This window comes from Microbispora sp. NPDC046973, from assembly GCF_040644495.1.
Lineage (GTDB): Bacteria > Actinomycetota > Actinomycetes > Streptosporangiales > Streptosporangiaceae > Microbispora.
This window is the reverse complement of record NZ_JBEYWQ010000021.1, coordinates 1-21,437: the sequence shown is the minus strand read 5'-3', so window position 1 is coordinate 21,437 and position 21,437 is coordinate 1. Positions and strand designations below refer to the sequence as shown.

Annotated in this window: 26 protein-coding genes; 11 read left to right on the top strand and 15 right to left on the bottom strand. The window is 70.9% G+C overall.

Annotated features, from left to right (window positions below; genetic code table 11):
* Window positions 1-17: 17 nt before the first annotated feature.
* Window positions 18-512 carry a GNAT family N-acetyltransferase gene (locus tag ABZ860_RS30735; protein ID WP_357226628.1) on the bottom strand — a complete coding sequence of 165 codons (495 nt, stop codon included), beginning with the start codon at window positions 510-512 and terminating at the stop codon, window positions 18-20.
* Window positions 513-624: 112 nt separating this feature from the next.
* On the opposite strand from ABZ860_RS30735, the gene ABZ860_RS30730 reads away from it, so the two are divergent.
* A complete protein-coding gene (locus ABZ860_RS30730; protein WP_357226626.1) occupies window positions 625-948 on the top strand; it encodes a VOC family protein in 324 nt (107 codons plus the stop codon).
* A gap of 83 nt (window positions 949-1,031) precedes the next feature.
* Here the strand turns inward: ABZ860_RS30730 and ABZ860_RS30725 are convergent, their stop codons facing one another.
* Window positions 1,032-2,690, bottom strand: a complete 1,659-nt coding sequence (locus ABZ860_RS30725; protein ID WP_357226623.1) for an ATP-binding cassette domain-containing protein — start codon at window positions 2,688-2,690, stop codon at window positions 1,032-1,034.
* 106 nt (window positions 2,691-2,796) lie between these two features.
* Between ABZ860_RS30725 and ABZ860_RS30720 the strand changes: the two genes are divergently transcribed.
* On the top strand, window positions 2,797-3,534 hold the full coding sequence (locus ABZ860_RS30720; RefSeq protein WP_357226620.1) for a TetR/AcrR family transcriptional regulator: 738 nt from the start codon (window positions 2,797-2,799) through the stop codon (window positions 3,532-3,534).
* Window positions 3,535-3,752: 218 nt separating this feature from the next.
* Here the strand turns inward: ABZ860_RS30720 and ABZ860_RS30715 are convergent, their stop codons facing one another.
* The 3 genes from ABZ860_RS30715 to ABZ860_RS30705 all read right to left on the bottom strand — a co-directional run bounded on the left by ABZ860_RS30715 (window position 3,753) and on the right by ABZ860_RS30705 (window position 5,050).
* On the bottom strand, window positions 3,753-4,178 hold the full coding sequence (locus tag ABZ860_RS30715; protein ID WP_357226618.1) for a DUF4267 domain-containing protein: 426 nt from the start codon (window positions 4,176-4,178) through the stop codon (window positions 3,753-3,755).
* A gap of 39 nt (window positions 4,179-4,217) precedes the next feature.
* A complete protein-coding gene (locus tag ABZ860_RS30710) occupies window positions 4,218-4,340 on the bottom strand; it encodes a hypothetical protein (RefSeq protein ID WP_357226616.1) in 123 nt (40 codons plus the stop codon).
* A 374-nt stretch (window positions 4,341-4,714) separates the two neighbouring features.
* A complete protein-coding gene (locus ABZ860_RS30705; RefSeq protein WP_357226614.1) occupies window positions 4,715-5,050 on the bottom strand; it encodes an antibiotic biosynthesis monooxygenase in 336 nt (111 codons plus the stop codon).
* Window positions 5,051-5,138: 88 nt separating this feature from the next.
* On the opposite strand from ABZ860_RS30705, the gene ABZ860_RS30700 reads away from it, so the two are divergent.
* Together ABZ860_RS30700 and ABZ860_RS30695 are read left to right on the top strand one after the other, a co-directional pair.
* Window positions 5,139-5,615 carry a MarR family transcriptional regulator gene (locus ABZ860_RS30700; RefSeq protein WP_357226611.1) on the top strand — a complete coding sequence of 159 codons (477 nt, stop codon included), beginning with the start codon at window positions 5,139-5,141 and terminating at the stop codon, window positions 5,613-5,615.
* Between the two features lie 356 nt (window positions 5,616-5,971).
* Window positions 5,972-6,142, top strand: a complete 171-nt coding sequence (locus ABZ860_RS30695; RefSeq protein ID WP_357226610.1) for a hypothetical protein — start codon at window positions 5,972-5,974, stop codon at window positions 6,140-6,142.
* A 142-nt stretch (window positions 6,143-6,284) separates the two neighbouring features.
* On the opposite strand, the gene ABZ860_RS30690 is transcribed toward ABZ860_RS30695, so the two are convergent.
* The 4 genes from ABZ860_RS30690 to ABZ860_RS30675 form a co-directional block, all read right to left on the bottom strand.
* Window positions 6,285-7,799 (bottom strand): FAD-dependent monooxygenase, encoded by a 1,515-nt coding sequence (locus ABZ860_RS30690; protein ID WP_357226608.1) that lies wholly within the window; start codon window positions 7,797-7,799, stop codon window positions 6,285-6,287.
* Between the two features lie 172 nt (window positions 7,800-7,971).
* Entirely contained in the window at window positions 7,972-8,865 is an 894-nt protein-coding gene (gene sigJ / locus ABZ860_RS30685; RefSeq protein ID WP_357226605.1) for an RNA polymerase sigma factor SigJ, read from the bottom strand.
* Window positions 8,862-10,061 carry an FAD-dependent oxidoreductase gene (locus ABZ860_RS30680; protein ID WP_357226604.1) on the bottom strand — a complete coding sequence of 400 codons (1,200 nt, stop codon included), beginning with the start codon at window positions 10,059-10,061 and terminating at the stop codon, window positions 8,862-8,864. The genes sigJ and ABZ860_RS30680 overlap by 4 nt, the downstream gene beginning before the upstream one ends.
* Window positions 10,062-10,357: 296 nt before the next feature.
* Window positions 10,358-11,395, bottom strand: coding sequence for a YafY family protein (locus tag ABZ860_RS30675; protein ID WP_357226601.1), 1,038 nt, complete (start codon window positions 11,393-11,395; stop codon window positions 10,358-10,360).
* Window positions 11,396-11,563: 168 nt separating this feature from the next.
* Between ABZ860_RS30675 and ABZ860_RS30670 the strand changes: the two genes are divergently transcribed.
* From ABZ860_RS30670 to ABZ860_RS30660, 3 genes are all read left to right on the top strand, one after another.
* Window positions 11,564-11,986 carry a VOC family protein gene (locus tag ABZ860_RS30670; RefSeq protein ID WP_357226599.1) on the top strand — a complete coding sequence of 141 codons (423 nt, stop codon included), beginning with the start codon at window positions 11,564-11,566 and terminating at the stop codon, window positions 11,984-11,986.
* 154 nt (window positions 11,987-12,140) lie between these two features.
* Window positions 12,141-12,272 carry a hypothetical protein gene (locus tag ABZ860_RS30665; protein ID WP_357226598.1) on the top strand — a complete coding sequence of 44 codons (132 nt, stop codon included), beginning with the start codon at window positions 12,141-12,143 and terminating at the stop codon, window positions 12,270-12,272.
* Window positions 12,273-12,276: 4 nt separating this feature from the next.
* On the top strand, window positions 12,277-13,377 hold the full coding sequence (locus ABZ860_RS30660; protein WP_357226595.1) for a winged helix DNA-binding domain-containing protein: 1,101 nt from the start codon (window positions 12,277-12,279) through the stop codon (window positions 13,375-13,377).
* 81 nt (window positions 13,378-13,458) lie between these two features.
* On the opposite strand, the gene ABZ860_RS30655 is transcribed toward ABZ860_RS30660, so the two are convergent.
* Genes ABZ860_RS30655 through ABZ860_RS30645 form a run of 3 tightly spaced genes read right to left on the bottom strand, consistent with a single transcriptional unit; the run spans window position 13,459 to window position 15,969 of the window.
* Window positions 13,459-14,259 carry an ABC transporter permease gene (locus ABZ860_RS30655; protein WP_357226594.1) on the bottom strand — a complete coding sequence of 267 codons (801 nt, stop codon included), beginning with the start codon at window positions 14,257-14,259 and terminating at the stop codon, window positions 13,459-13,461.
* On the bottom strand, window positions 14,259-15,032 hold the full coding sequence (locus ABZ860_RS30650; RefSeq protein WP_357226592.1) for an ABC transporter permease: 774 nt from the start codon (window positions 15,030-15,032) through the stop codon (window positions 14,259-14,261). The genes ABZ860_RS30655 and ABZ860_RS30650 overlap by 1 nt, the downstream gene beginning before the upstream one ends.
* 1 nt (window position 15,033) lies before the next feature.
* Window positions 15,034-15,969 carry an ABC transporter ATP-binding protein gene (locus tag ABZ860_RS30645; RefSeq protein WP_357226590.1) on the bottom strand — a complete coding sequence of 312 codons (936 nt, stop codon included), beginning with the start codon at window positions 15,967-15,969 and terminating at the stop codon, window positions 15,034-15,036.
* A gap of 188 nt (window positions 15,970-16,157) precedes the next feature.
* Between ABZ860_RS30645 and ABZ860_RS30640 the strand changes: the two genes are divergently transcribed.
* Window positions 16,158-16,607 (top strand): universal stress protein, encoded by a 450-nt coding sequence (locus ABZ860_RS30640; RefSeq protein ID WP_357226589.1) that lies wholly within the window; start codon window positions 16,158-16,160, stop codon window positions 16,605-16,607.
* A 34-nt stretch (window positions 16,608-16,641) separates the two neighbouring features.
* Here ABZ860_RS30640 and ABZ860_RS30635 read toward each other — a convergent pair whose 3' ends face one another.
* On the bottom strand, window positions 16,642-17,343 hold the full coding sequence (locus tag ABZ860_RS30635; protein WP_357226586.1) for an ATP-binding protein: 702 nt from the start codon (window positions 17,341-17,343) through the stop codon (window positions 16,642-16,644).
* A 200-nt stretch (window positions 17,344-17,543) separates the two neighbouring features.
* On the opposite strand from ABZ860_RS30635, the gene ABZ860_RS30630 reads away from it, so the two are divergent.
* Both ABZ860_RS30630 and ABZ860_RS30625 read left to right on the top strand, forming a co-directional pair.
* Window positions 17,544-17,939, top strand: coding sequence for a DUF3224 domain-containing protein (locus ABZ860_RS30630; protein ID WP_357226584.1), 396 nt, complete (start codon window positions 17,544-17,546; stop codon window positions 17,937-17,939).
* A gap of 29 nt (window positions 17,940-17,968) precedes the next feature.
* Window positions 17,969-18,922 carry a YegS/Rv2252/BmrU family lipid kinase gene (locus ABZ860_RS30625; protein ID WP_357226581.1) on the top strand — a complete coding sequence of 318 codons (954 nt, stop codon included), beginning with the start codon at window positions 17,969-17,971 and terminating at the stop codon, window positions 18,920-18,922.
* Between the two features lie 97 nt (window positions 18,923-19,019).
* Here the strand turns inward: ABZ860_RS30625 and ABZ860_RS30620 are convergent, their stop codons facing one another.
* Both ABZ860_RS30620 and ABZ860_RS30615 read right to left on the bottom strand, forming a co-directional pair.
* On the bottom strand, window positions 19,020-20,360 hold the full coding sequence (locus ABZ860_RS30620; RefSeq protein ID WP_357226580.1) for an FAD-binding oxidoreductase: 1,341 nt from the start codon (window positions 20,358-20,360) through the stop codon (window positions 19,020-19,022).
* A 10-nt stretch (window positions 20,361-20,370) separates the two neighbouring features.
* Entirely contained in the window at window positions 20,371-20,856 is a 486-nt protein-coding gene (locus ABZ860_RS30615) for a carboxymuconolactone decarboxylase family protein (protein ID WP_357226577.1), read from the bottom strand.
* Between the two features lie 197 nt (window positions 20,857-21,053).
* Between ABZ860_RS30615 and ABZ860_RS30610 the strand changes: the two genes are divergently transcribed.
* Window positions 21,054-21,437, top strand: a 384-nt coding sequence (locus ABZ860_RS30610; RefSeq protein ID WP_357226574.1) for a sigma factor, incomplete at its 3' end; no start/stop codon positions are given.

Sequence of the window (21,437 nt, the reverse complement as noted above, 5' to 3'; positions counted from 1 at the left end):
CCACCGGGGATCAGGCGTCACCCTTCGCCGATGCCCATGGCCATGACGTGTTTGCGCAGGCCCGGGTCGTGCGGATGGAGTTCGTACTCGCCCGTGTCGTGAAATCCGAGCCGCCGGTAGAGCCGTTCGGCGGGCTCGTTGCCGGAGACGACCCACAGCTCCACCCGGGAACGTCCTGTCTCGCGTGCCCAGGCCACCACCTCCAGTGCCAGCCGCTCGGCGATCCGCCCGCCTCTGGCCCGGGGACGCACCCACATGCCGAACAGTTCCACCGTCCCGGCCCAATCTGCCGGGACATGCCCCGCGGCCACCCCCACCGGCTCGTCCGCCTCGAACGCCGCCACCGTGACACCGGCCTCGGTCCAGGCGCGCCACCGCGCCGCGTCGTAGGCCCGTTCCTCCTCCAGGTCCCCGTGGAAGATGCCGGGCGCGTCGGCGAGGGCCGCCAGACGCAGGCTGCGCCAGGTGCGCCAGTCCTCACCGCCGAGACGGCGTATGACAACCGGGTTCATGCGTGCGCTCCCTCGCTCTTCCTCGGAAGATCCTCTTTCTGCCATGGTCGAGATCCGGGCCGGCCTGGACAACGGACCCGGCCGTGATCGATCCGTACGCCGAGAGGGAAGAATGAGCATTCGCCTGGGTGGCGTGGTCATCGACGCCAACGACCTCGACGGGCTCGCCATGTTCTGGAGCCGGCTGCTGGAGCGGGACATCACCCGCCGCGAGGACGACTGGATCAGTCTCGGTCCCGACCTGGCCCTGCAACGGGTTCCCGAGCCCAAGACCGTGAAGAACCGCATCCACCTGGATCTGGTCGCCGACGACTTCGCCGAGGCGGTCGCCCGCGCCGCCGCGCTGGGAGCCAGCCCGGCAGGGGAGATGCACGAGGATCTCTGGCAGGTCTGGCGGGATCCCGAAGGCAATGAGTTCTGCGTCTGCGTGTCCTGAACGCATCACGCCCGAGCCCGCGCCCGGGACGCCGGGCGCGGCGTGCCCGTTCGGCGGTGCGCGCCCGCCCTGACGGCACGGCGTCAGCGGCCGCGCCGGACACGGGCCTCGTCCCACACCGGCTCGGCGCTCTCGTAGACGGTCCCGTCGGAGCCGAAGACGAGGAAGCGGTCGAAGTCCGCGGCGAACCAGCGGTCGTGGGTGACGGCCAGGACCGTGCCGGAGTAAGACGCCAACCCCTGCTGCAGGGCCTCGGCACTGGCCAGGTCGAGATTGTCGGTCGGTTCGTCGAGCAGCAGCAGGGTCGCACCGGACAGCTCCAGCAGCAGGATCTGCAGCCGCGCCTGCTGCCCGCCGGACAGGGTCTCGAACGGCTGCCCGGCGGCCGGCGCGAGCTCATAGCGGGCCAGCGCGGCCATCGCGTCGTTCAACGTGAGCGCATGACCGGACGTCACCAGCTCGGCGGGAGTGCGTCCGCGCAGCTCGGGCCGGGCATGGGTCTGCACGAAGTGGCCGGGCACCACCCGGGCGCCCAGCCGTACGGAACCGCGGTAGCGGACCGTGGTGGCCGCGCCTGTGGCTACCGAGCCCGGAGTGGCCGGGCCGTCCGCGGCCTCGGCCAGCAGTCGCAGGAAGTGCGACTTGCCCGAGCCGTTCGACCCGAGGACGCCCACGCGCTCGCCGTACCAGATCTCCACGTCGAACGGCCGCATCAACCCGATGAGCTCCAGGCCCTCGCAGACGACGGCGCGTTTGCCGGTCCGGCCGCCGCGCAGCCGTATCCGCACGTTCTGCCGCCTGGGCGGGCGCTCGGGCGGGCCCGCCTCCTCGAACCGCTCCAGCCGGGTGCGGGCGGCCCGGTAGGCGGACGACAGCGCGTCGTTGTTGGCCGCCGTCTGCCGGAGGGTCTGCACCATGCGCCTGAGCTTGGCGTGCTCCTCGTCCCAGCGGCGGCGCCGCTCCTCCAGCCGGTCGATACGGTCGCGGCGGCCCTGGGCGTAGGTGGCGAAACCCCCGCCGTGCACCCACACGCCGCGCGACTCCACCGTGACGATCCGGTCCACTGACTCGGCCAGCAGCCGCCGGTCGTGGGAGACCAGCAGCACCGTCTTCGACGTGGCGCGCAGCCGCCCTTCCAGCCATTGCTTGGCGGGCACGTCCAGGTAGTTGTCCGGTTCGTCCAGCAGCAGCACCTGGTCCGGGCCGCGCAGCAGCGCCTCCAGCACGATGCGCTTCTGCTCCCCGCCCGACAGCGTGCCCACCGGCCGCGACCTGACCGCGTCGTAGGGCAGGCCCAGCGCCGCCGTCGCGCAGGTGTCCCACACCACCTCCATGTCATAGCCGCCGGCGTCGGCGTAGTCGCCGATCGCCTGCGCGTAGGCCAGCTGCGCCGTCTCGTCGTCACGAGCCGCCAGTGCCGACTCCGCCCGACCCAGGGCCGCCGCAGCGGCCCTGACCCGCTCAGGAGCCACGGACAGCAGCAGGTCGTGCAGGGTCCTGTCGTCGCGGACACCGCCGATGAACTGCCGCATCACCCCCAGCCCGCCCGAGTGGCCGACCCGGCCGTCGTCCGGGCGCAGGTCCCCGGCGATCAGCCGCAGCAGGGTGGTCTTGCCCGCGCCGTTCGGCCCCACCAGCCCGGCCTTGACGCCGTCGCCCACGCGGAACGACACCTCGTGCAGGAGCAGCCGCCCGTCCGGCAGCACGTAGGTGAGCCGGTCCACCTCCACATGTCCCGCCACCGTCGTTCCTCCCTGCCATCCGGATCGACGTTCCAGTGACCGGATCAATGATCCAGTGCTCGATCACCATACTAGACTCGGCCCCGGACGCGGAGGAGGACCGAAAGTGGCGGGGAAAGGCTCTGGATCGGCCGGGGACGTGTGGCTGCGGCCACCCACGCGGACGGCGCGCGAGGCGCCCCCGCTCAGCCGGGACCGGATCGTGGAGGAGGCCATCGCCCTCCTGGACGAGGAGGGCGCCGACCGGCTGACCATGCGCCGGCTCGCCGAGCGCCTCGGCACCGGTTCGACCACCTTGTACTGGCATCTGAAGACCAAGGACGACGTCCTCGACCTCGCCCTCGATGCGATCTTCGCGGCGGTGGAGATCCCTGGGAACGACGGCAGGGACTGGCGCGCCGCCGTCACCGCCCTGATCACCGGATGGCGCGCCGTCCTCCTGGCCCACCCCTGGTCGGCGGCCCTGCTGGGTCGCCCGATGCTCGGCCCCAACGTGCTCGCCCGCAGCGAGTTCCTGTACGCCACCCTCGTGAAGGCCGGGGTCGTCGAACCCCACCTGACCGCCGCCGCGTACGGGCTGTCCAACTACGTCATCGGATCGGCGCTCATGCAGGCGACCTGGACGGCCAGAGCAGAGCAGCACCCAGGATCAGCAACAGGACAGGCCGCCCGTGAGCGGTTCCGCGCCGACAGCGACCGCTATCCCGTCCTCGCCGCCCACGGCCCCCTGGCCGTCGACGGCGACTGGGACACCAGCTTCGCCATCGGCCTCGGCTGGCTCCTGGACGGCATCCAGGCCGACGCGGCCGCCGCCGGCGAGGCGCCCGAGTCCCGGAGCGAGTAGCTGCCGGCCCAGCCGCCCCGGTGGTCCGAAGCCGTCGTCGTCGGCCAGGAGCACGCGCCCGACCGCGCTGTTCTGGTCCAGCTCGACCGGCTGCTGGATGGCGGGACGCTCCAAAGAGCTCCGGCCGCCGGACCGCGCGGTTTCCGCGATGAGCACGATGAAGGTGAACAGCCCTGAGGCGATGTCGCACGCGAACGCCGACACGCGCCACGGTGGCGTCAGGCGGGCTGCGGGGCGGGCGTCGCCGGAGCGGCCGCGACCTTGCGCGTCTCGCGCATCATCAGCAGGCCGTTGACCACCATCAGCGTCGCGGTCAGGCCGTGGACGCCGAGCGCGGTGGCCACGGAGCCGTGGTGGGCCAGCACGGTGGTCATGTCGCCGTACGCGGCGAGGGCCTCCACCACCAGCACCCAGCCCAGCGCCCGGCGGTGGCCCGTCACCAGCAGGATGCCCAGGACCAGGGCCAAGACGACGTCGCGGATTCCCTTGATGATCAGGAAGCCGCCGCCGTCGCCGGACGGCCAGCTCCGCAGGCCGAAGCCCGGCGCCGTCGTCTCCGGGCTCAAGATGAACTCCATCCCGAACCAGAGGATGAAGACGATGAAGGCGGCGGCCAGGACGGTGTTGATCTTCTTCAGCGACATTGTTCTTCTCCTTGCGAGTCTTTGTGAGCGTGGTGAGCTTCATGGCGAGGCGCGGCGCCGGGTGTAGCTGTAGCTGACGCCGCTGGGCGGGTCGGCGAACGCCTGGGCGCCCACCGCGCCGCTGTGGCCGAAGGCGTCGGCGCCGAGGGACGGGTATCGCATGTGACGAGGTGGGGCCGAGGGCGCGTACCGAACGGCTGTCGGCGAACTCCACCAGATCGGTCGGCGGGGTCGCGTTGAGGTTGAAGGCGACGCCGGTCAGGCTGTCGGGTGGCGGCGCGCCGGCTCCCGACCGTGCCTGCTCGTCCGGGAGCAGCGGCCGCACCTCGACGTAGCGAGGCTCGAGCTCCTCGGGCAGTCCGAGGTGGAAGTCGAGCGCGTACGGCGCTCGCACCCGCTCCTCGTACAGCTCCTGGGTCGACCGGCCGGTGACGCGGCGCACCACCTCGCCGGTGAGCGCCCGATGACGAAGGCGTGGTAGCCGTAGTCGGTCCCCGGCTCCCAGTACGGCCGGTGGGCCGCCAGCCGCTCGGCGATCAGGCGGTCGTCGGCCGGCTCCGCGGTGGTGAACCCGCCGTCGATTCGGCGGCCAGGACGCCTTCCTCGGCGCTGACGAGCGCCTCGATGGTGGCGAAGAACGCGGCGATGCCCGGCAGGTTCCCGCCCTTGGCACGTGAGGCGGCGAAGTCGGCGGCCGAGCGCCACTCCACGATGTCCAGCCACTCGTCGTCCGGCAGGCGCACCAGCCGGGCGCCCAGGAAGCCCTTGCGGTCGGCGCGGAAGTCCGCCAGCATCCCCGGCCGCGCCGCCAGCATGGCCTCGGTCTTCTCGGGGGCCACCTTGAAACGGGTCAACTCCACGGTCGTGCTCATCACTACCTCCTTGATCGGCGTGCACCACGGACGTTATAGTCACCTTTGATGATAGTCAAGATAAGTGACAATCATGAGAGGTGACTAAATGATGCGACGGAGCGAGCGTAAACAGTCGGATCCCGACCTGGGGGTGCTCACCGGCCGGCTGTTGTTCGCCCTGCAGGAGGAGCTGTTCGACTCTCTGGCCCGCGAGGGGCACCCAGGCCTGCGGCCGCAGCACGGCGCGGTCCTGGCCTACCTGGACGTCGAGGGCAGCCGCGCCACCGATCTCGCCCGCGCCTCCGGCCAGCACAAACAGGTCGTCGGCAAGCTGCTGGACGAGCTGGAGGCCCTCGGCTACGTCGAACGGCGCCCGGACCCAGCCGACCGGCGGGCCAAGCTCGTCGTCCCCACCGAACTGGGACTCGACCAGATGACCCGCTCCGACGCCATCCTCCAGGCGATCGAACGGCGCCACGCCCAGGCCGTCGGCGCGGACGTCTTCGCCGAGTTCAAGCGCCTGTTCCGGGAGATCGCCCGCCACCAGCGCGCCTGGCGCGGCGAGGCCGCGCCCCCGAGCTGAGGGGCGCGGCCCTCAGCCGGCGGGTGATCGTCGGAATGGTGATGGGGTGCATCGCCGGCGAGCAGGAACGCCTTGGACAGGATGACCGGCAGCATTCCCCCGTCCTCCTCGAAGGGGACGAAGACGGACGTCGCGTCTCGACTGTGACCAGGTGCCCGCCTTCGTGGAGGGACGCGCGTTCGACGTGCTCGCGTCCAATCGGCAACCCGCGGTTGGTGGAACCGGGCCTCGCTGTAGTCCTGGGGAAATTCCCAACGGATCTGCCTGACCTGCACTGATGTAGGCCTGTCCCCTTTGTTGATCACTTCCGCTCCGGTTCGTATGGTCCTGACCGGTAGCGGTGCGGGGGGTGGTCGATGTCGACCCGGACGTTCTCGGAAGACCAGTTGGAGCGGTTGCGGTCCCACCCCGGCATCGGCCGCGACGATCTCATCCGGTACTTCACCCTGACAGAAGCGGAGCTGGCCAAGCTAGATGGCGGCGGCCGGCGGCCGCTGCGCCCGGCCGTCACGGACGCGACTGTGTGATCGGGAGGTTGGATTGTCCCCGCAGAGTCGTACCAGTTCGGCGGGCTGGGCGCAGCGGCAGCGCTAGAACGTCATGGGCTCGATCTGGTGGCAAGGACATGGTCGAGGAGCCAGATGAGCCGGCTGGAGCGGGATTCGCGCACTAATCCGGGGTTGGCGTGGTCCGTGGGGCGGGCTGGTGGTGTACGTGCGCGCCGCGAAGGTGGCCGGCCGGCCCGAGCCACGTCGTGAGGGCGGTCCGGAGCGCGTCGAAGTCTGGCCGCTCGCCGGCGCGGGTGACCCAGGCGACATGTCCGTCGGGACGGATGAATACGGCGTCCGCGCCCAGATCGGAGCCCTCGGCTGGACAGGCGCGAACGAGATCGACTCGGTCCGCCCAGCCGGTCACGACGCTGTCGAGCGGTGGGAGACCGCCAAGATCCAGCAGAACCGCATGGGCGCGGTGCAGGAGTTCGTAGACGCGGCCGCGGTCGAGGTCGAGATCCGGGATCCGGCGGCCGAGAAGGTCGTCGGTCCCCTCCATCGGATACTGGAGGTCGGTTGCCGTGATCATGCCGGCCAGCCGCAGCCGTACCTCGTCGATGCCGATGAGATCGTTCAGCATCTCGCGTAGAGCAGAGGTGTGGTCGTCCACCCGCCACAGGGCGGTCTGGGCGCGGGTGTTGTGCAGGACGCGGGCGGCGACCGGGTGGCGTTCGGCGTGGTAGGTGTCGAGCAGCGGTTCCGGGGCGTGGCCGTGGACGACGGCGGCGAGCTTCCAGCCGAGGTTGACCGCGTCCTGCACGCCGGTGTTCAGGCCTTGGCCGCCCGCCGGGAAGTGGATGTGGGCGGCGTCGCCCGCCAGGAGAACCCGGCCCACACGGTAACGGTCGGCCTGGCGGGCCGCGTCGCCGTGCCGGGAGAGCCAGCGCGGTGAGTGCATCCCGTAGTCCGTACCGGCGATCTTGAGCATGGCCTTGCGGAGGGTCTCCAGGCTCATCGGTTCGTCCCGGCCAGCGACATGATCGAACTCGTTGGTCAGCACCCGGTACCAGTCCGGGCCGTACGACAGCACTGAGAATCTGCCGTGCTCGCGCCGCTCCTGGAAGATGTCGGCCGCGGGCGGCTCGGCGAGCTCGACGTCGCCGAGCATCGCGGTCATCGTGGCCGGGGTGCCGGGGAACTCGATGCCGGCGAGCCCGCGCACGGTGCTGCGGCCCCCGTCGCAGCCGACGAGGTAGTCCGCCCGGACGCGCGACCCGTCCGCGAGCTCCACCGTGACACCCGTTTCGTCCTGGGTGAACCCCGTCACCTCGGCGTCGCGGCGCAGCCGTACCCCCAACTGCGCCGCGCGCTCCTCCAGCAGCCGTTCCACCTCGGCCTGCAAGATGAGCAGAGCGTACGGATATCGCGTCGCCATATCGGATAGGTCGAGACCGAGTCCGGAGAAGTGCACGTCCTGCCGCGGCCGTCCGCGCTCGAGGAACCCGTCGAGCAGACCCCGCTGATCGAGCATCTCCATCGTGCGGATGTGCAGGCCTCCGGCCCGCGATTCCACCGTTCGAGGCTCCGGGAGCCGCTCGAGGACGAGCACATCGATCCCGGCGAGCCCCAGCTCGCACGCGAGCATCAGCCCGGTCGGCCCCGCCCCAGCGATCACTACCTGTGTATCGGTCATGGTCAACTCCTTGGTCATCCTTCAGTCGAAGTGGTCAACACACGCAAAGGGGCGGGAGACGGGTTCGTCGATCGCCACAGGACGTGTCACCTGCCGCGCCGCATTGCAGCGGCAACTCCGCTTGCGCCAGACATGCGCGATCGCGACCTGCTGCGCTGCGGCTCGCCGAGTCCTACCGGCTGATCTGACGCGGAACCGTCAGCGCGAGGAGTTTGTCCGGGTTACGGATGACGTAGAAGTTGGTGATCTTCCCGTCGCCGACCTCGAACAGGCAGACGCCTACCAGGTGATCGCCGTCGTAGGCGGCCATCGCGGGCGCGTTGTTGCAGTTGACCATCTCGATCCGCGAGTCCGGCAACCGCCCCACGCGGAACAGTTCCATGACAAGCACGGCCACTTTCTCCGCGCCCACCACCGGCTGGCGCGCCGCGGTGACCTTGCCGCCGCTGTCGGCGGTCCACGTGGCGCCCGGCGCGAGCAGCGAGAGCAGCCCCTCCATGTCACCGGTCGCCGCCGCGGACATGAACTGCTCGGTGATCCGCATGGTCGTCCCAGCGTCGACGGGATCGAAACGTTTACGCCGCGCCTGTACGTGCCTGCGGGCGCGGTGCGCCATCTGGCGCACCGTCACCACGGACTTGCCCACCGCTGCGGCGATCTCGTCGTAGTCGAACCCGAACACCTCGCGCAGCACGAACACCGCTCGCTCATCGGGGGTGAGCGTTTCGAGCAGCACAAGCATCGCCATCGACACCGACTCGGCGAGCACCACATCGGCCGACGCGTCGTTCTCCTCCAGCAGCAGCGGCTCGGGCAGCCAGGAGCCGATGTACTCCTCGCGACGGCGCGTGCTCGCCCGCAAGGCGTTGAGCGCCTGACGGGTCACCAGCCGCGCCAGATACGACTTGGTGTCCCGCACCGCCGCGAGATCCACCTTGGCCCACCGCAGATAGCTGTCCTGCAGCACGTCGTCGGATTCGGTTGCCGAGCCGAGGATCTCGTACACGATGGTGAACAGCAGCGGCCGCAACACGGTGAATCGCTCGGCGTGCTCGTCGGTGCTCACGGGGAGGTGACCGCCCGCGCAGCGGAGGCCGGCTGTTCGGGGCGCGGGCCACCCTTGAGCCAGCCCATGGAACCGGGCTTGCGTGCCTCACCGCGGATCCGCTTCGACACCACGAACTTGCAGGTCACTTCCTTGATTATTGCGCCTATGCGGCCGGGGATGTAGATGTCCACCGCGGTGTCGTCCTTACCGGCGATCTGTCTGATGCCGGCGTGCCGGCCGAGGCTGACGCACGCGCCAGTGAAGGCCAGGTTGATCACCGCCGGTTCGGTCCCCGCGATGCGGCTCAGCACGGTGTCGGCGGCCTGCGCCCCGAGCGGCCCGGCGGCGTAGCCGCTCATCCGCAGCGGCTGGCCCGACGGTGCGGCGGCGTCGCCTGCCGCGACGATGCGGTCGTCGTCGATGCTGGTCAGCGTCTCGTCGGTGAGCAGCCGGCCGAGCGCGTCGGTGCTCAGCCCGCTCGCCGCCGCCAGCTCCGGCAGGCCGAAACCGGCCGTCCAGATAGTCAGTGCGCTCGGACGTACCACACCGTCGGCAGAACCGTCGGCCAGGACGACCGCGTCCGGCCGGACCTCGGTCACCGCGCCGCCCTCGAGCACGGTGACACCATGGCGGGTCAGCCATTTGGCGACGTATCGGCGCCCCCCTGCGCTCAGGTAGGGCGCCAGGGTCCGGCCACACACCAGCGTGACCTTGCGCCCTTGTTCGGCCAGTTCGGCGGCCGTCTCGACGCCGGTCAATCCGCCGCCGACCACGGTGACCCGAGCCTCGAGGGGCAACTCCTCCAGCCTGGCGCGCAGCCGCTGCGCGGACTCCAATTCCGCGATGGGCCAAGCGAATTCGGCCGCGCCTGGCACCGAGGGCACCGCGCCGGTGCTGCCGACCGCGTAGATGACGTAGTCGTAGTCCAGCGCGCGGCCCGACGCCAGCCGCACGGTGCGGGCGGCGGTGTCGATGCGCGTGGCGCTGTCGACGACCAGGTGGATGCCCTCGCCGAGCAGCGTGCCGTAGTCAATCGTGGCGTCGCCGGTACGGGCCACGAACTGGTGCAGCCGGATGCGTTCGACGAACTCCGGGCGCGGATTGACCAGAGTGATGTCGACGTCGTCGCGCATCCGCAGACGGTTGGCCGCCAGCGTTCCGGCGTAACCGCCACCGATGACCACGACCTTGTGGGATGTGTTGTATTCGGTCATGCCCTCAAGACACCGGGGATCGCAGCGACGTGACAGGACGTGACGTGACGTGCGTCACGCCACTCAGGAGCGCGGAACACGTGCTCGCGGCAGAGCCTTCGGCCCATCCCAGCTGTGACACAGAACTCACATTGGCCCGCCGGCCCCCGCCGTATCCGCGTGCCGAGTAACCAGGTCCTGTGTATCGCCGCAGGTCAGGCAAATCCGTTGGAAATTTCCCCGGGACTACAGCGAAGCCAACTGGTGGGCGGGCTCGCCCTGTCGAGCGAGCGCTTCCGAATCCTCTGGTGTCTGAGCTAGGACAACGGGGCCGAGTCGAGGCGGTCGGGGGTCGCGGCGGTGGACGCGCCGCTCGCGGCTCTGGCATAGCGGCGGGCCAGCTGCCCGAAAGCCTCCCTGAGCTCGGCCGGGCCGACGACCTCGATGTCGGCGTCGAACCTGCCGATGGCGGCGGCCAGGCCAGGCCACGACCACGAGCCGAGGACGAGCCGGCAGCGGTCGGGGCCGAGCGCCTCCACGACTCCGTCGCGGGTGTATCGGGACACGACGGCGGCGGACAGATCGAGGATCACCTCACCGCGGCAGGGCCAGTCGCCGGAGCCGTCGAAGCCCCGGAACCTTCCGGCCACGAAGGCGGACACATCGCCTCCGGGCACCTCGCGCGGGGGGAAACGCGGCCCGGTGGGGGAGCGGGGGGTGATCCGATCGGCGCGGAAGGTGCGCCAGTCCTCGCGGTCGAGGTCCCAGGCGACCAGATACCAGCGCCCGCCCCAGGTGACCAGATGATGAGGCTCCACCCGGCGCGGCGGCGTCAGCACCCCGTCGTCGTCCGCTTCCTGCGGGGACGCGGCCACGTAGTCGAAACGCAGCACCTCACCGGCGTGGACGGCGGCGCTGAGCGCCACGAGCACGCTGCCGTCGACCCGTACGTCCGGCCGCGTCGCGGGCCGCTCGACGGCGGTGACCTGGAGGGTGTCGATCCGGCGGCGCAGCCGCGCGGGCATGACCTGCCGGACGGTGTTCAGCGCACGCGCCGAGGCCTCCCCGATGCCGGCACCGGTTGTGGTGGCCGTCTGGAGGGCCACGGCGAGGGCGACGGCCTGGTCGTCGTCGAACAGCAGCGGAGGCATCTGCGAACCCGCATCGAGCCGGTATCCGCCGTCCGGCCCCTTGAAGGTCGTGATCGGATAACCGAGCTCGCGCAGACGGTCCACGTCACGGCGGACCGTACGCGCACTGATGCACAGCCGCTCGGCCAGGTCCTCGCCCGACCAGTTCCGACGGGTCTGGAGCAGCGACAGAAGGGCGAGCAGTCGCGCGGACGTCTTCGGCATGAGACCCATCCTGCTCCCGTAGAGGACACATCCTGTCCTCTACCCGTGGAAGCGTGAGGTCATCGACGCCGGGCCGGGGGTCGCACCCGTGGCAGCGACGCATGCCCTGCCGCTTGCGACGCGAGCGCGTCCGGCGCTTGTCCGAGTGATCCAAGGCGAGGAGCCTTCATGTCCATCACCACCACGACCCACCTGAACTTCCGCGGCGACGCCCGCGCGGCGCTCGACTTCTATCACTCCGTCTTCGGTGGGAACGTCGTCGCCGTCACCTACAAGGACGCGGGCACCGCGCAGAACCCGGAAGAGGCCGACTGGGTGATGTGGGGCCAGGTGATCGCGGACAACGGCTTCCACGTCATGGCCTACGACGTGCCCTCCCACACACCGTGGAACCCGGGGGAGAACGCCGTCTTCGTCTCCGTACGCGGCGACGACACCGGCGAGATCGCCGCCCTGTGGGAGAAGCTGGCCGCCGGCTCGACCGTCGTGCGGCCGCTGGAGCCCGCGCAGTGGGCGCCGCTCTACGGCATGCTCAAGGACCCCTTCGGCGTCGTCTGGGTCTTGGACGTCGCGGCCCCCTACAACGGCTGAGCACAACCGACCTTCCCCACGCAGAGGGGTGCGGGCATCCGCCTGTCCGCCGCACCCCTCTGCGAACCCTTCGCTCCTGCCCGTACGGCAGGAGCGGGACCGCCTGGCAAGGCCGCGGGAAGCGGCCCCCTGAATCAAGAGGAACCGGATCACCGTGAGAACGCGCGAGGCGTCAACTTCAATCAGCGCGGCCGTCATCGGCCCGCTCGGCATCTCCTACAACCCACCGGCCGTCACGAACCCGGCGCTGCGCAGGCGCCCGGCCGGCGACCGGGCCACGGACTGACACCATGACGGTCCTCCACAGCCGCGCGCTCAACCGCGCCACGCTCGCCCGGCAGTTCCTGCTCGACCGCACCGACGCACCGGTCCTCGACGTCGTCGCGCACCTGTGCGGCATGCAGGCACAGGAGCCGCAGGAGCCGTTCGTCGGGCTGTGGTCGCGGGTGCGAGCCTTCCACCCCACGACCTTGGACGGTCTGCTGACCGGACGGGACGTGGTGCGCACCCACCTCATGCGCCGCACCGTCCACCTGGTGACCGCCGACGACGCACTGGCCTGGCGCGCCCGGCACGACAGCATGCTGCGGCAACGGGTGCTGACCACGTACCGCCGTGAACTCGCCGGCCTCGATCCGGACGAGGTGGCAGCGGCCGGCAGGGAGGTGATGGCCGACGGCCGGCCCCGCACCATGGCCGAACTCGTCGACGCGCTCGCCGGCCGCCGGCCCGCGCCGCCGCGCCGGGCGCTGGGTGAGCTGCTCGTCGCCGCGCTCATCCCGATGGCCCAGCTGCCCCCGCGCGGACTGTGGCGCACCAGAGCAGGGGTACGCAACCTTCCCCTCGCCTCATGGCTGGGACGCGAGGTCGCCCCGCTCCACCCGGACGGATCCGACCAGACCGGGCAGGAGCTGGTCCGCCGCTATCTGGCCGCCTACGGGCCGGCCGCGTCCGCCGACCTGCGCGCCTGGTGCGGTCTTGCCGGGCTGCCCGCCGCGGTCGACGCCGTGCGGGAGGAACTCGTCGCCTTCCGCGACGAACGGGGCCGGCGACTGCTGGACCTGCCCGACGCGCCGCGTCCCGACCCGGACACCCCCGCACCTGTGAGGTTCCTGCCGGCGTTCGACAATGCGCTCCTCGGCTACCACGACCGCAGCCGCATCGTCGACGACGCCCACCGCGGCCTGTCGGTCGCCGGCGCGCGCGTCGTCCTGGTGGACGGCCGGGTCGCCGCGACCTGGAACGTCACGGCCGGCACCGTGATCGTCACCCCGCTGCGCCGCCTGTCCCGATCCGACCATGCCGCGGTGATCGAGGAGGGGCGGTCACTGGCGTCGTTCCTGTCCGACGGCGACGACGACCGCGTACAGATCGGGCCCTCTCCCGTCTGAGCGCCGGGACGCGGGCGCGGGTCGGGGTCAGTCACACACCTCAGGTGCCCAGCCGGCCACAGCGCCGGTCAGGTCACACGGTCAGTCGCACAAGGTCCTGGTCAGGCGCCGGGAGGCGAACCAGACCCCCGCCCCGGCCAGCACGACCAGGTAGGCCGCGTGCCCGAGCAGCCCCCACTCCAGCACTCCCATGCACAGGCCGCGCACCAGCTCCACCGCGTGGTAGAGCGGCGTGAGCTGGATCAGCACCTCGACCCCGACCGGATAGTCCTGCACCGGGGAGAACGTCCCGGAGAACAGGAACAACGCGAACTGCCCGGTGCCCATCAGGTCGAAGTCCTGCCAGCCGCGCATCAGCGTGCTGACGGCCATCCCCAGCCCGCCGAAGGCCAGCCCCACAAGCACGGTCGCCGGAAACGCGGCCAGCGCCCAGCCGGGCTCCGCCAGCCCCATCGCCACCATCACGACCAGGAAGATCGCGGTGTAGAGCGACCCCCGGGCGATCGACCACACCAGCTCGCCCACCGCGATCTCGATCGGCCGCACCGGCGTCGCCAGCACCGCCTCGAACGTCTTCATGTACTTCAACTTGAAGAAGAAGTTGAAGGTCGTCTCGGCCAGCGCTCCCGACATCGCCGACACCGCCAGCATCGCCGGCGCGACGAACGACGCGTACGACATGGTCCGCCCGTCCACCGTCAGCTCACCGACCAGCGCGCCGACGCCGACACCGATCGACAGCAGATACAGCAGCGGCTCGAAGAAGCCCGACAGCAGCACGATCCAGTACGACGGCCCGGAGCGCAGCGCCCCCACATTGCGGCCGATGACGGCGCCCACCCGGCCGGGGGAGACCCGGGACGCCACCAGCGTCGTCACCATCAGTCCTCCAGCTTCCGGCGGAACGCCCGCACCGCCAGGAGAAGACCCGCCACCGCCCACACCAGCAGATAGCCGGCATGCACCGGAACCGGCCAGGCCGGGGCCCTTCCGAGCGTCGCCGCCCGGCACAGCTCCACCGCATGCCACAACGGCGAGGCGTACGCCAGCGGGCGCAACACCGCCGTGAGCTGCTCGACCGGGAAGAACACCCCCGCGAACAACGTCGAAGGGATCACCACGAACCGGAACAGCAGCGAGAAATAACTGTCGTGGTCGATCGTCGCGGCGAACGCCGTCACCGGCGCCGCCACCGACACCGTCAGCAACGCGCACACCAGCGGGGTGACCAGCGCCCACGGCGAATGCAGCCCACCGAAGAACACCACCACGACGAGGAAGGCCACGACCGCGACCGTCACCCGGAAGACCAGGTAGAGCAGATGACCCCGGACCATGTCCGCCGGCCCCACCGGCGTGGCCCGCATCGCGTGATAGGCCCTGACCCACTTGAAGTCGCCCAGCACCGAATAGGTCGACTCGCCCACCGCGATCTGGAAGGCCGTCGAGGCGAGCACGCCCGGCACGATCCACGACAGGTAGCCGACCCCCTGCACCCTGCCGACGTAGCCCCCCACACCGATGCCGATGCTCAGCAGGAACAGCACCGGCAGGACGAACGAGGAGAACACCGACGCCTGCCACAACCGCCGGTAGAGGGTCAGGTGCCGCTCCAGCACCGCGAGCGTCGGATGCACTCCCTGGGTCACGGCCATCTCAGTCCACCAACGTCCGGCCCGTCAGATGGAGGAACACATCCTCCAGCGTCGACCGCCGCACCAGCACGCTCGACGGCTCCAAGCCACGTCGCTGGATCTCGGCGAGCGCGGCGTCGCCGTCGTCCACGTAGACCAGCACCCGGTCGGGCAGCGGATCGACCCGCTTGCCCATTCCCTCCAGTGCCGCCGCGTACCGCGGCCCCGCCTCCGGCATGCCGGGGAAGCGCAACTCGACCACCTCGGCCGTCGAATGGGTCTCGATCAGCGACCTCGGCGACCCCTCCGCCACGATCTTGCCGCCGTCCATCACGACCAGCCGGTCGCACAACTGCTCGGCCTCGTCCATGTAGTGCGTCGTCAGCACCAGCGTGGTGCCCCGCTGCTTGAGCCGGAACAACCGCTCCCACAGCAGGTGGCGGGCCTGCGGGTCCAGCCCCGTCGTCGGCTCGTCGAGCAGCACGAGATCAGGCTCGTTCACCATCGCCCGCGCGATCGTCAGTCGCCGCTTCATGCCACCCGACAGCGGCTCCACCTTCCCGCCCGCGCGGTCGGCGAGCTGCACGAACTCCAGCAGCTCGTCGGCCCGCCTGCGGCTCTCCGCCCGCGACAGCCCGAAGTAACGGGCGTAGGTCACCAGGTTCTCCCGCACCGTCAGGTCGGGATCGAGGTTGTCGAGCTGCGGGCAGACCCCCAGACGCGCGCGGATCCTCGGTCCGTCGCGCACCGCGTCCATGCCCAGGATCCGCAACTCCCCGGCGGTCGGCGTGGACACACACCCGATCATCCGCATGGTCGAGGACTTGCCGGCCCCGTTGGGCCCGAGGAAACCGAACGCCTCTCCCGGCGCCACGTCAAGGTCGATCCCGTCGACGGCGGTGAAGTCCCCGAAGCGTTTGACCAGGCCGCGCGCGTAGATGAGAGGTTGATCAGCCACGATCCGAGACCCTAACCAACGGCCCCGACATTTCCGCAACAGGTTATCCGCGCCCCCGGCCGGGCCCTGCCCCGCCTCCCCGCCTCCCCGGCCCGGTAAAGACCGTCACCCGCCGCCTGATCCACCACGGCCCGCCCCGGGGCCGGGCCCGTATCCGGACGCCCCCCGGTGGCCGTACCCTGACTTGCGTGAACACGTTCGAGCTGGGCACCGACGGCCCGCGAGTGATCCTCGTCGGCATCGACGGCTCGGAGACCTCCCTGCGCGCCGCCGCGTACGCCTGGGGGCTCGCCCGCCGCCAGGGCTCGCACGTCGTCCTCGTCTACGTCACCAACCCCGGAGCGATCAGCACGATGGTGCCGGCCGCGTCGGCCTCGGTGATCGAGGCGGGGGAGGAGGTCGCCGCGGACCTGCGCGCACAAGTGGAGCGCTTCGCCCAGACCGCCCACTCCCGTGTCGACTACACCTTCCGCACCGAGTACGGCGACGCCGCCGGCGTCCTCGCCAAGATCGCCGATGAGATCAGGGCGGACGCGGTCGTGGTGGGAGCCTCCACACAGGCCGGCCACCGCTTCATCGGCTCGGTCGCGCTCCGCCTGGTCCGCACCGGCCGCTGGCCGGTCACCGTCGTCCCCTGACCACCGCGCGTCCACCCGGCAGGGGCAAGCCGGCTCAGCGGCGGTCCGGGCCCGACACGTCCAGCGCCCGCAGGCCCTCCAGCACCCGCAGCAACGTCGCCTCGTCCGGGCCGTCCGCACGCGCGCCCACCGGATGCCGCCGCACCCGCTGCGGCAGCGCCCCCTCCGCCGCCCCCTCCACCGCTCTCGCCGCCGCCCTCGGCCGCACGCGCGGCACGAAACCGGCCCCCGGAGCACCCGCCGCCTCCGGCGGCCGCGCCGTTTCCCGCGGCGAGATGGTCAGCTCACACCACACGATCTTGCCCCGGTCCGGCGCCGGATAGTGACCCCAGCGCCGGGCCAGGCTGCCGACCAGCACGAGCCCCCGGCCGCCGTCGCCCAGCTCGCCTCCCGCGTCGCCATGCGCCACCGGCTCACGGTCGCTGACGTCCCACACCTCGATGAACAGGCTGCGCGGCTCCGGCGCCACCCGGACCCGCAACGCCACCGTACGCAGGGCCACCGGGAACATCGACGAGGCCACCGGCGGGCTGACCACGGCGTCCGTCGCCCGCACCGCGTTCGTCACCAGCTCGGAGACGACCAGCTCCGCCGTCTCGGCCAGATCCGCGAGCTCCCACCCCCGCAACTGGCACCGCACGAACGCGCGCGCCCGGCGCGGGGCGGTCGCGACCGACCCGAACACCTTGTACGCGGTCCTGCGGCTCTCCAGGGAAGGGAAGGGGGAGATCAGCATCGCGCCGGCCCGGCCTGGACGAACCGGCCGGCGAGGACCGGGACGGCCGGTCGGGGGTAACGCATGCCTCCGATCATCTGTCATGAACGGCTGCAAAGTGACGGGCTTCACGGCATTCGCCAGAATTTCTCCTTCCCCTCACCCATCAGACACCGCCGTACCTGACAAGAAGTGACAGGAACACGCGGCATGCTGGACACATGAACGGACACGCCATCGGCACCTTCGACATCACCAACTGGACCGAACTGGCCGCCGAGGAGAAGGAAGGCGCCACCTTCGGCCGCAATCACATCGCCAAGACCTTCCACGGCGACCTCGTCGGCACCAGCACCACCGAAATCCTCACCGTCGTCACCCCCGACGGCCCCGCCGCGTATGTCGGCATCGAACACGTCGAAGGCACCCTCCACGGACGCAAGGGCACCTTCGTACTCCAGCACAGCGCCGCCAGCCACAACGGCGAACAGTGGATGAAATGGCAGATCGTCCCCACCAGCGGCACCGGCGAACTCGCCGGCCTCACCGGCGAGGGCACCATCCGCGCGGAGGACGGCCACCACTACCTCCTCGACTACACCCTCCCCGACGCCTAACCGGCCCTCATCCGGGTAGCCGCCGGTCCATGGTGAAATCCGCTGACCGGCGGCCCGCGGACGACCCCGCCGCCGCACCCGCACCCCCCCGGACCCCGGCACCCCGCGTCGCCGTCATCGCGCACCGCAAGAAGACCGTCGGCGGCGGCCTCGACGAGCTCCGCAAGCTCATCACCGGCTACGACGTCGACGACCTGCTCTGGTATGAGGTCCCCAAGAGCAAGAAGGCCCCCAAGAAGGTCCGCCAGGCCCTCAAGGACGGCGCCGAACTGTTCTTCATCTGGGGCGGCGACGGCACCGTGCAGCGCTGCATCGACGCCCTCGCCGGCCGCGACGCCACCGTCGCCATCGTCCCCGCCGGGACCGCCAACCTCCTCGCCCGCAACCTCGGCATCCCCGAAGACCTCCCCGAGGCCGTACGGATCGGCTTCGAGGGCCGCCGCGCCAAACTCGACCTCGGCAAGATCAACGGCGAGCACTTCGCGGTCATGGCGGGCGTCGGCTTCGACGCCGAGATGATCGCCGACGCCGACCGCGGCCTCAAGGACCGCCTCGGCCGCTTCGCCTACATCTGGACCGGCCTGCGCCACGTCGGCGGAGCCGTGAGCCCCATGAAGATCAAAATCGACGACAACGACTGGTTCGAAGGCGACGCCAGCTGCGTGCTCGTCGGCAACGTCGGCACCGTCACCGGCGGCATCGACGTCTTCGAAGACGCCCGCTACGACGACGGCTGGCTCGAAGTCGGCGTCTCCACCGCGGAAGGCCCCATCCAATGGGCCCGCACCCTCGGCCGCATGAGCGCAGGCAACGCCGAGAAATCCCCCTTCGTCCGCATCACCCGCGCCAAGAAGGTGTCGGTCAAACTCCGCACCCCAATGGCGTACGAACTGGACGGGGGAGCCCGCGACCGGGTCACGCGCATCACGGTCAAAGTCGTGCCCCAGGCCGTCACCGTCTGCCTGCCCGACGCCACCACCTGACCACGCACATCCCGCGAAGCCGCGCTCGGCGCCCGGCCGGGAACGACGTCGACCGTCCGACCCGGCCGGGCGCCCTGAACGGCCCCGCCCGCGGGGCCTACCGAGGCCGCACGTTGTGGTTGCGGGCGAACAGATTGCCGGGGTCGTATCGCCGCTTGACCGCCGCGAGCCGCTCATAGGTCCGCGCCGGATAGACGGCGGCCACGTCCTCCTCGCCGGCGGAACTGAGGAAGTTCGCGTAGGCGCCGCCCACGTGCGGCGCGAGCCTGCTCCAGACCGTCTCCAAAGCGGGCCGGGCGGCCTCCACGACCGGCGCCGGCCCCGCGACGGTGGTCACGATCATCAACTCCGCCCGGCGGAAGGCGTAGGCGGTGGCGTCGTCGGGGACTCGCGACACCGCGCCGCCGAGGCTGCGCACGGCGATGAACGGCGCTCCCTCCGCCGCCCCCACCTCGGCAAGGATCCGAAGGACCTCGGGCACCGGCTCCCCGCCGGCGAACGCGCTGCGGGTGACCAGCCGGATGCCCGGCGGCGGGATGACGCCCTCCACGAGCGTGTCGGCGTAGGGCTTCAGCGCGACGTCGTCCTGGACCACCGTGCCGAGCCGGCGGATCGGATCGACGGCCTCGGCCGCGCGCCGCGGATCGTCCCCGTCGAAGGCGACGTGGACCTCGATCGGCGCCCGAGGACCGCCGGCCAGGGGATTGGCGAGGTTCACGATCGAGGTGAGCTCGTCCGGAGCGGTGCGCAGGCGGTCCGCCCACCCCTGAAGCACGGCGGCCGCCTCCGACGCGGGGAAGGTGATCCTGCCGTGGAAGACGTCCGTCGTCGGATGGGCCGCGAACTCGAAGGCCGTCACGATCCCGAAATTGCCACCGCCCCCGCGAATCGCCCAGAACAGCTCGGCGTTCTCCTCCGCGCGGGCATGCACGACCTCGCCGTCCGCCGTGACCACCTCGGCGGCGACCACGTTGTCCACCGCCAGGCCGTGCTTCCTGACCTTCCAGCCGATGCCGCCACCCAACGTCAGCCCGCCGACACCGACGCTCTTGGTGTCGCCCGAGGAGATCGCCAGCCCGTACGGCGCCAGGGCGGCCGCGACCTGCCCCCAGGTGGCGCCGCCGCCGATCCGCACGAGATGACGGTCCTTGTCGACGACCTCGACCTTCGCGAGCATGCTGAGATCGATCACGACGCCGCCGTCGTTGGTGCCGAAGCCCGCAAAACCATGGCCGCCGCCCCGCACGGACAGCACAAGCCCCGCGCGGGCGGCGAACCGCACACCTGCCTGCACGTCCCCGACGCTCCTGGGCCGCAGGACAAAGGCCGGACTGCCCGAGGCCAGCACCGAGCGACTGGCCGACGCGTACTCCGCCGCTCCCGGTTCGACGACGTCGCCGCCGAACTCACGGCGAAGGGTTTCAAGCGCTGCGTTCATGATGTTCCTCTCAGCTCGCCATGCCGGCGAACATGCCGGGCTCGTAGGAGCCCCCCGGGTTACGCACGATCACGTTCAGCCGGTTGTTGGCGTTGATCATGGCGATCAGGGAGACCAGCGCGACGATCTGGTCGTCGTCGTAGTGCGCGCGCACCTGGGCCCAGGTCTGGTCGGACACGCCGTGGTGGGCGTCGGCGATCCGGGTGCCCTCCTCGGTGAGCGCCAGCGCGGCCCGCTCGGCCTCGGTGAACACGGTGGACTCGCGCCAGGCGGCCACCAGATGGAGCCGCACCGCGCTCTCCCCGGCGGCCGCGGCATCCTTGGTGTGATAGTCGACGCAGAAACCGCAGCCGTTGATCTGGCTGGCCCGCAGCATCACCAGGTCCTGAATGGCCTGGGGGAGCGGCGACTGCCGGATCACGGCGGCGACGTTGTAGATCCGCTTGGCGATCCTGGCGCCGAGCTCGCTCGCCATCAGGTCGATACGGGGTCCCATGACGTTGTCCTCACTCGTGGTGGTGCACACCGCGCCGATCGCCGGCGCGGCGTCCTGACGAGCACGAGATCCCGGCGACCCGATCCTTGTGACAGCACCGCTGTGTGACGTACGCCACCGAGCACGGCTGTCACACGGCGGCGGAAACCGGCCTCTTATGCATGGCACCGTCGAGAACCAGCAGACAGGAAGCAGCGATGAGCGAACGCAGCGAGCGACCGGCGGGCACACCGGCGGGCACACCGGCGGGCACAGCCGGGCCGTTTGCTCAGGGGGAGCCCGTGGACCCGGCCACGGAGGCCTTCGTCGCCCACCGCAACCTTCTGTTCACCGTGGCCTACGAGATGCTCGGCTCGGCCGCGGACGCCGAAGACGTCCTGCAGGAGACCTGGCTGCTGTGGGCGGGCGTCGATCTCGGCACCGTGCGGGACATGCGCGCCTACCTGGTGCGCATCACCACCCGCCAAGCCCTCAAACGGCTCCGCACGCTCGGCCGGCGCAGGGAGTCCTACGTCGGGCCGTGGCTGCCCGAGCCGTTGCTCACCGCACCCGACGTGGCCGAGGACGTGGAACTCGCCGAG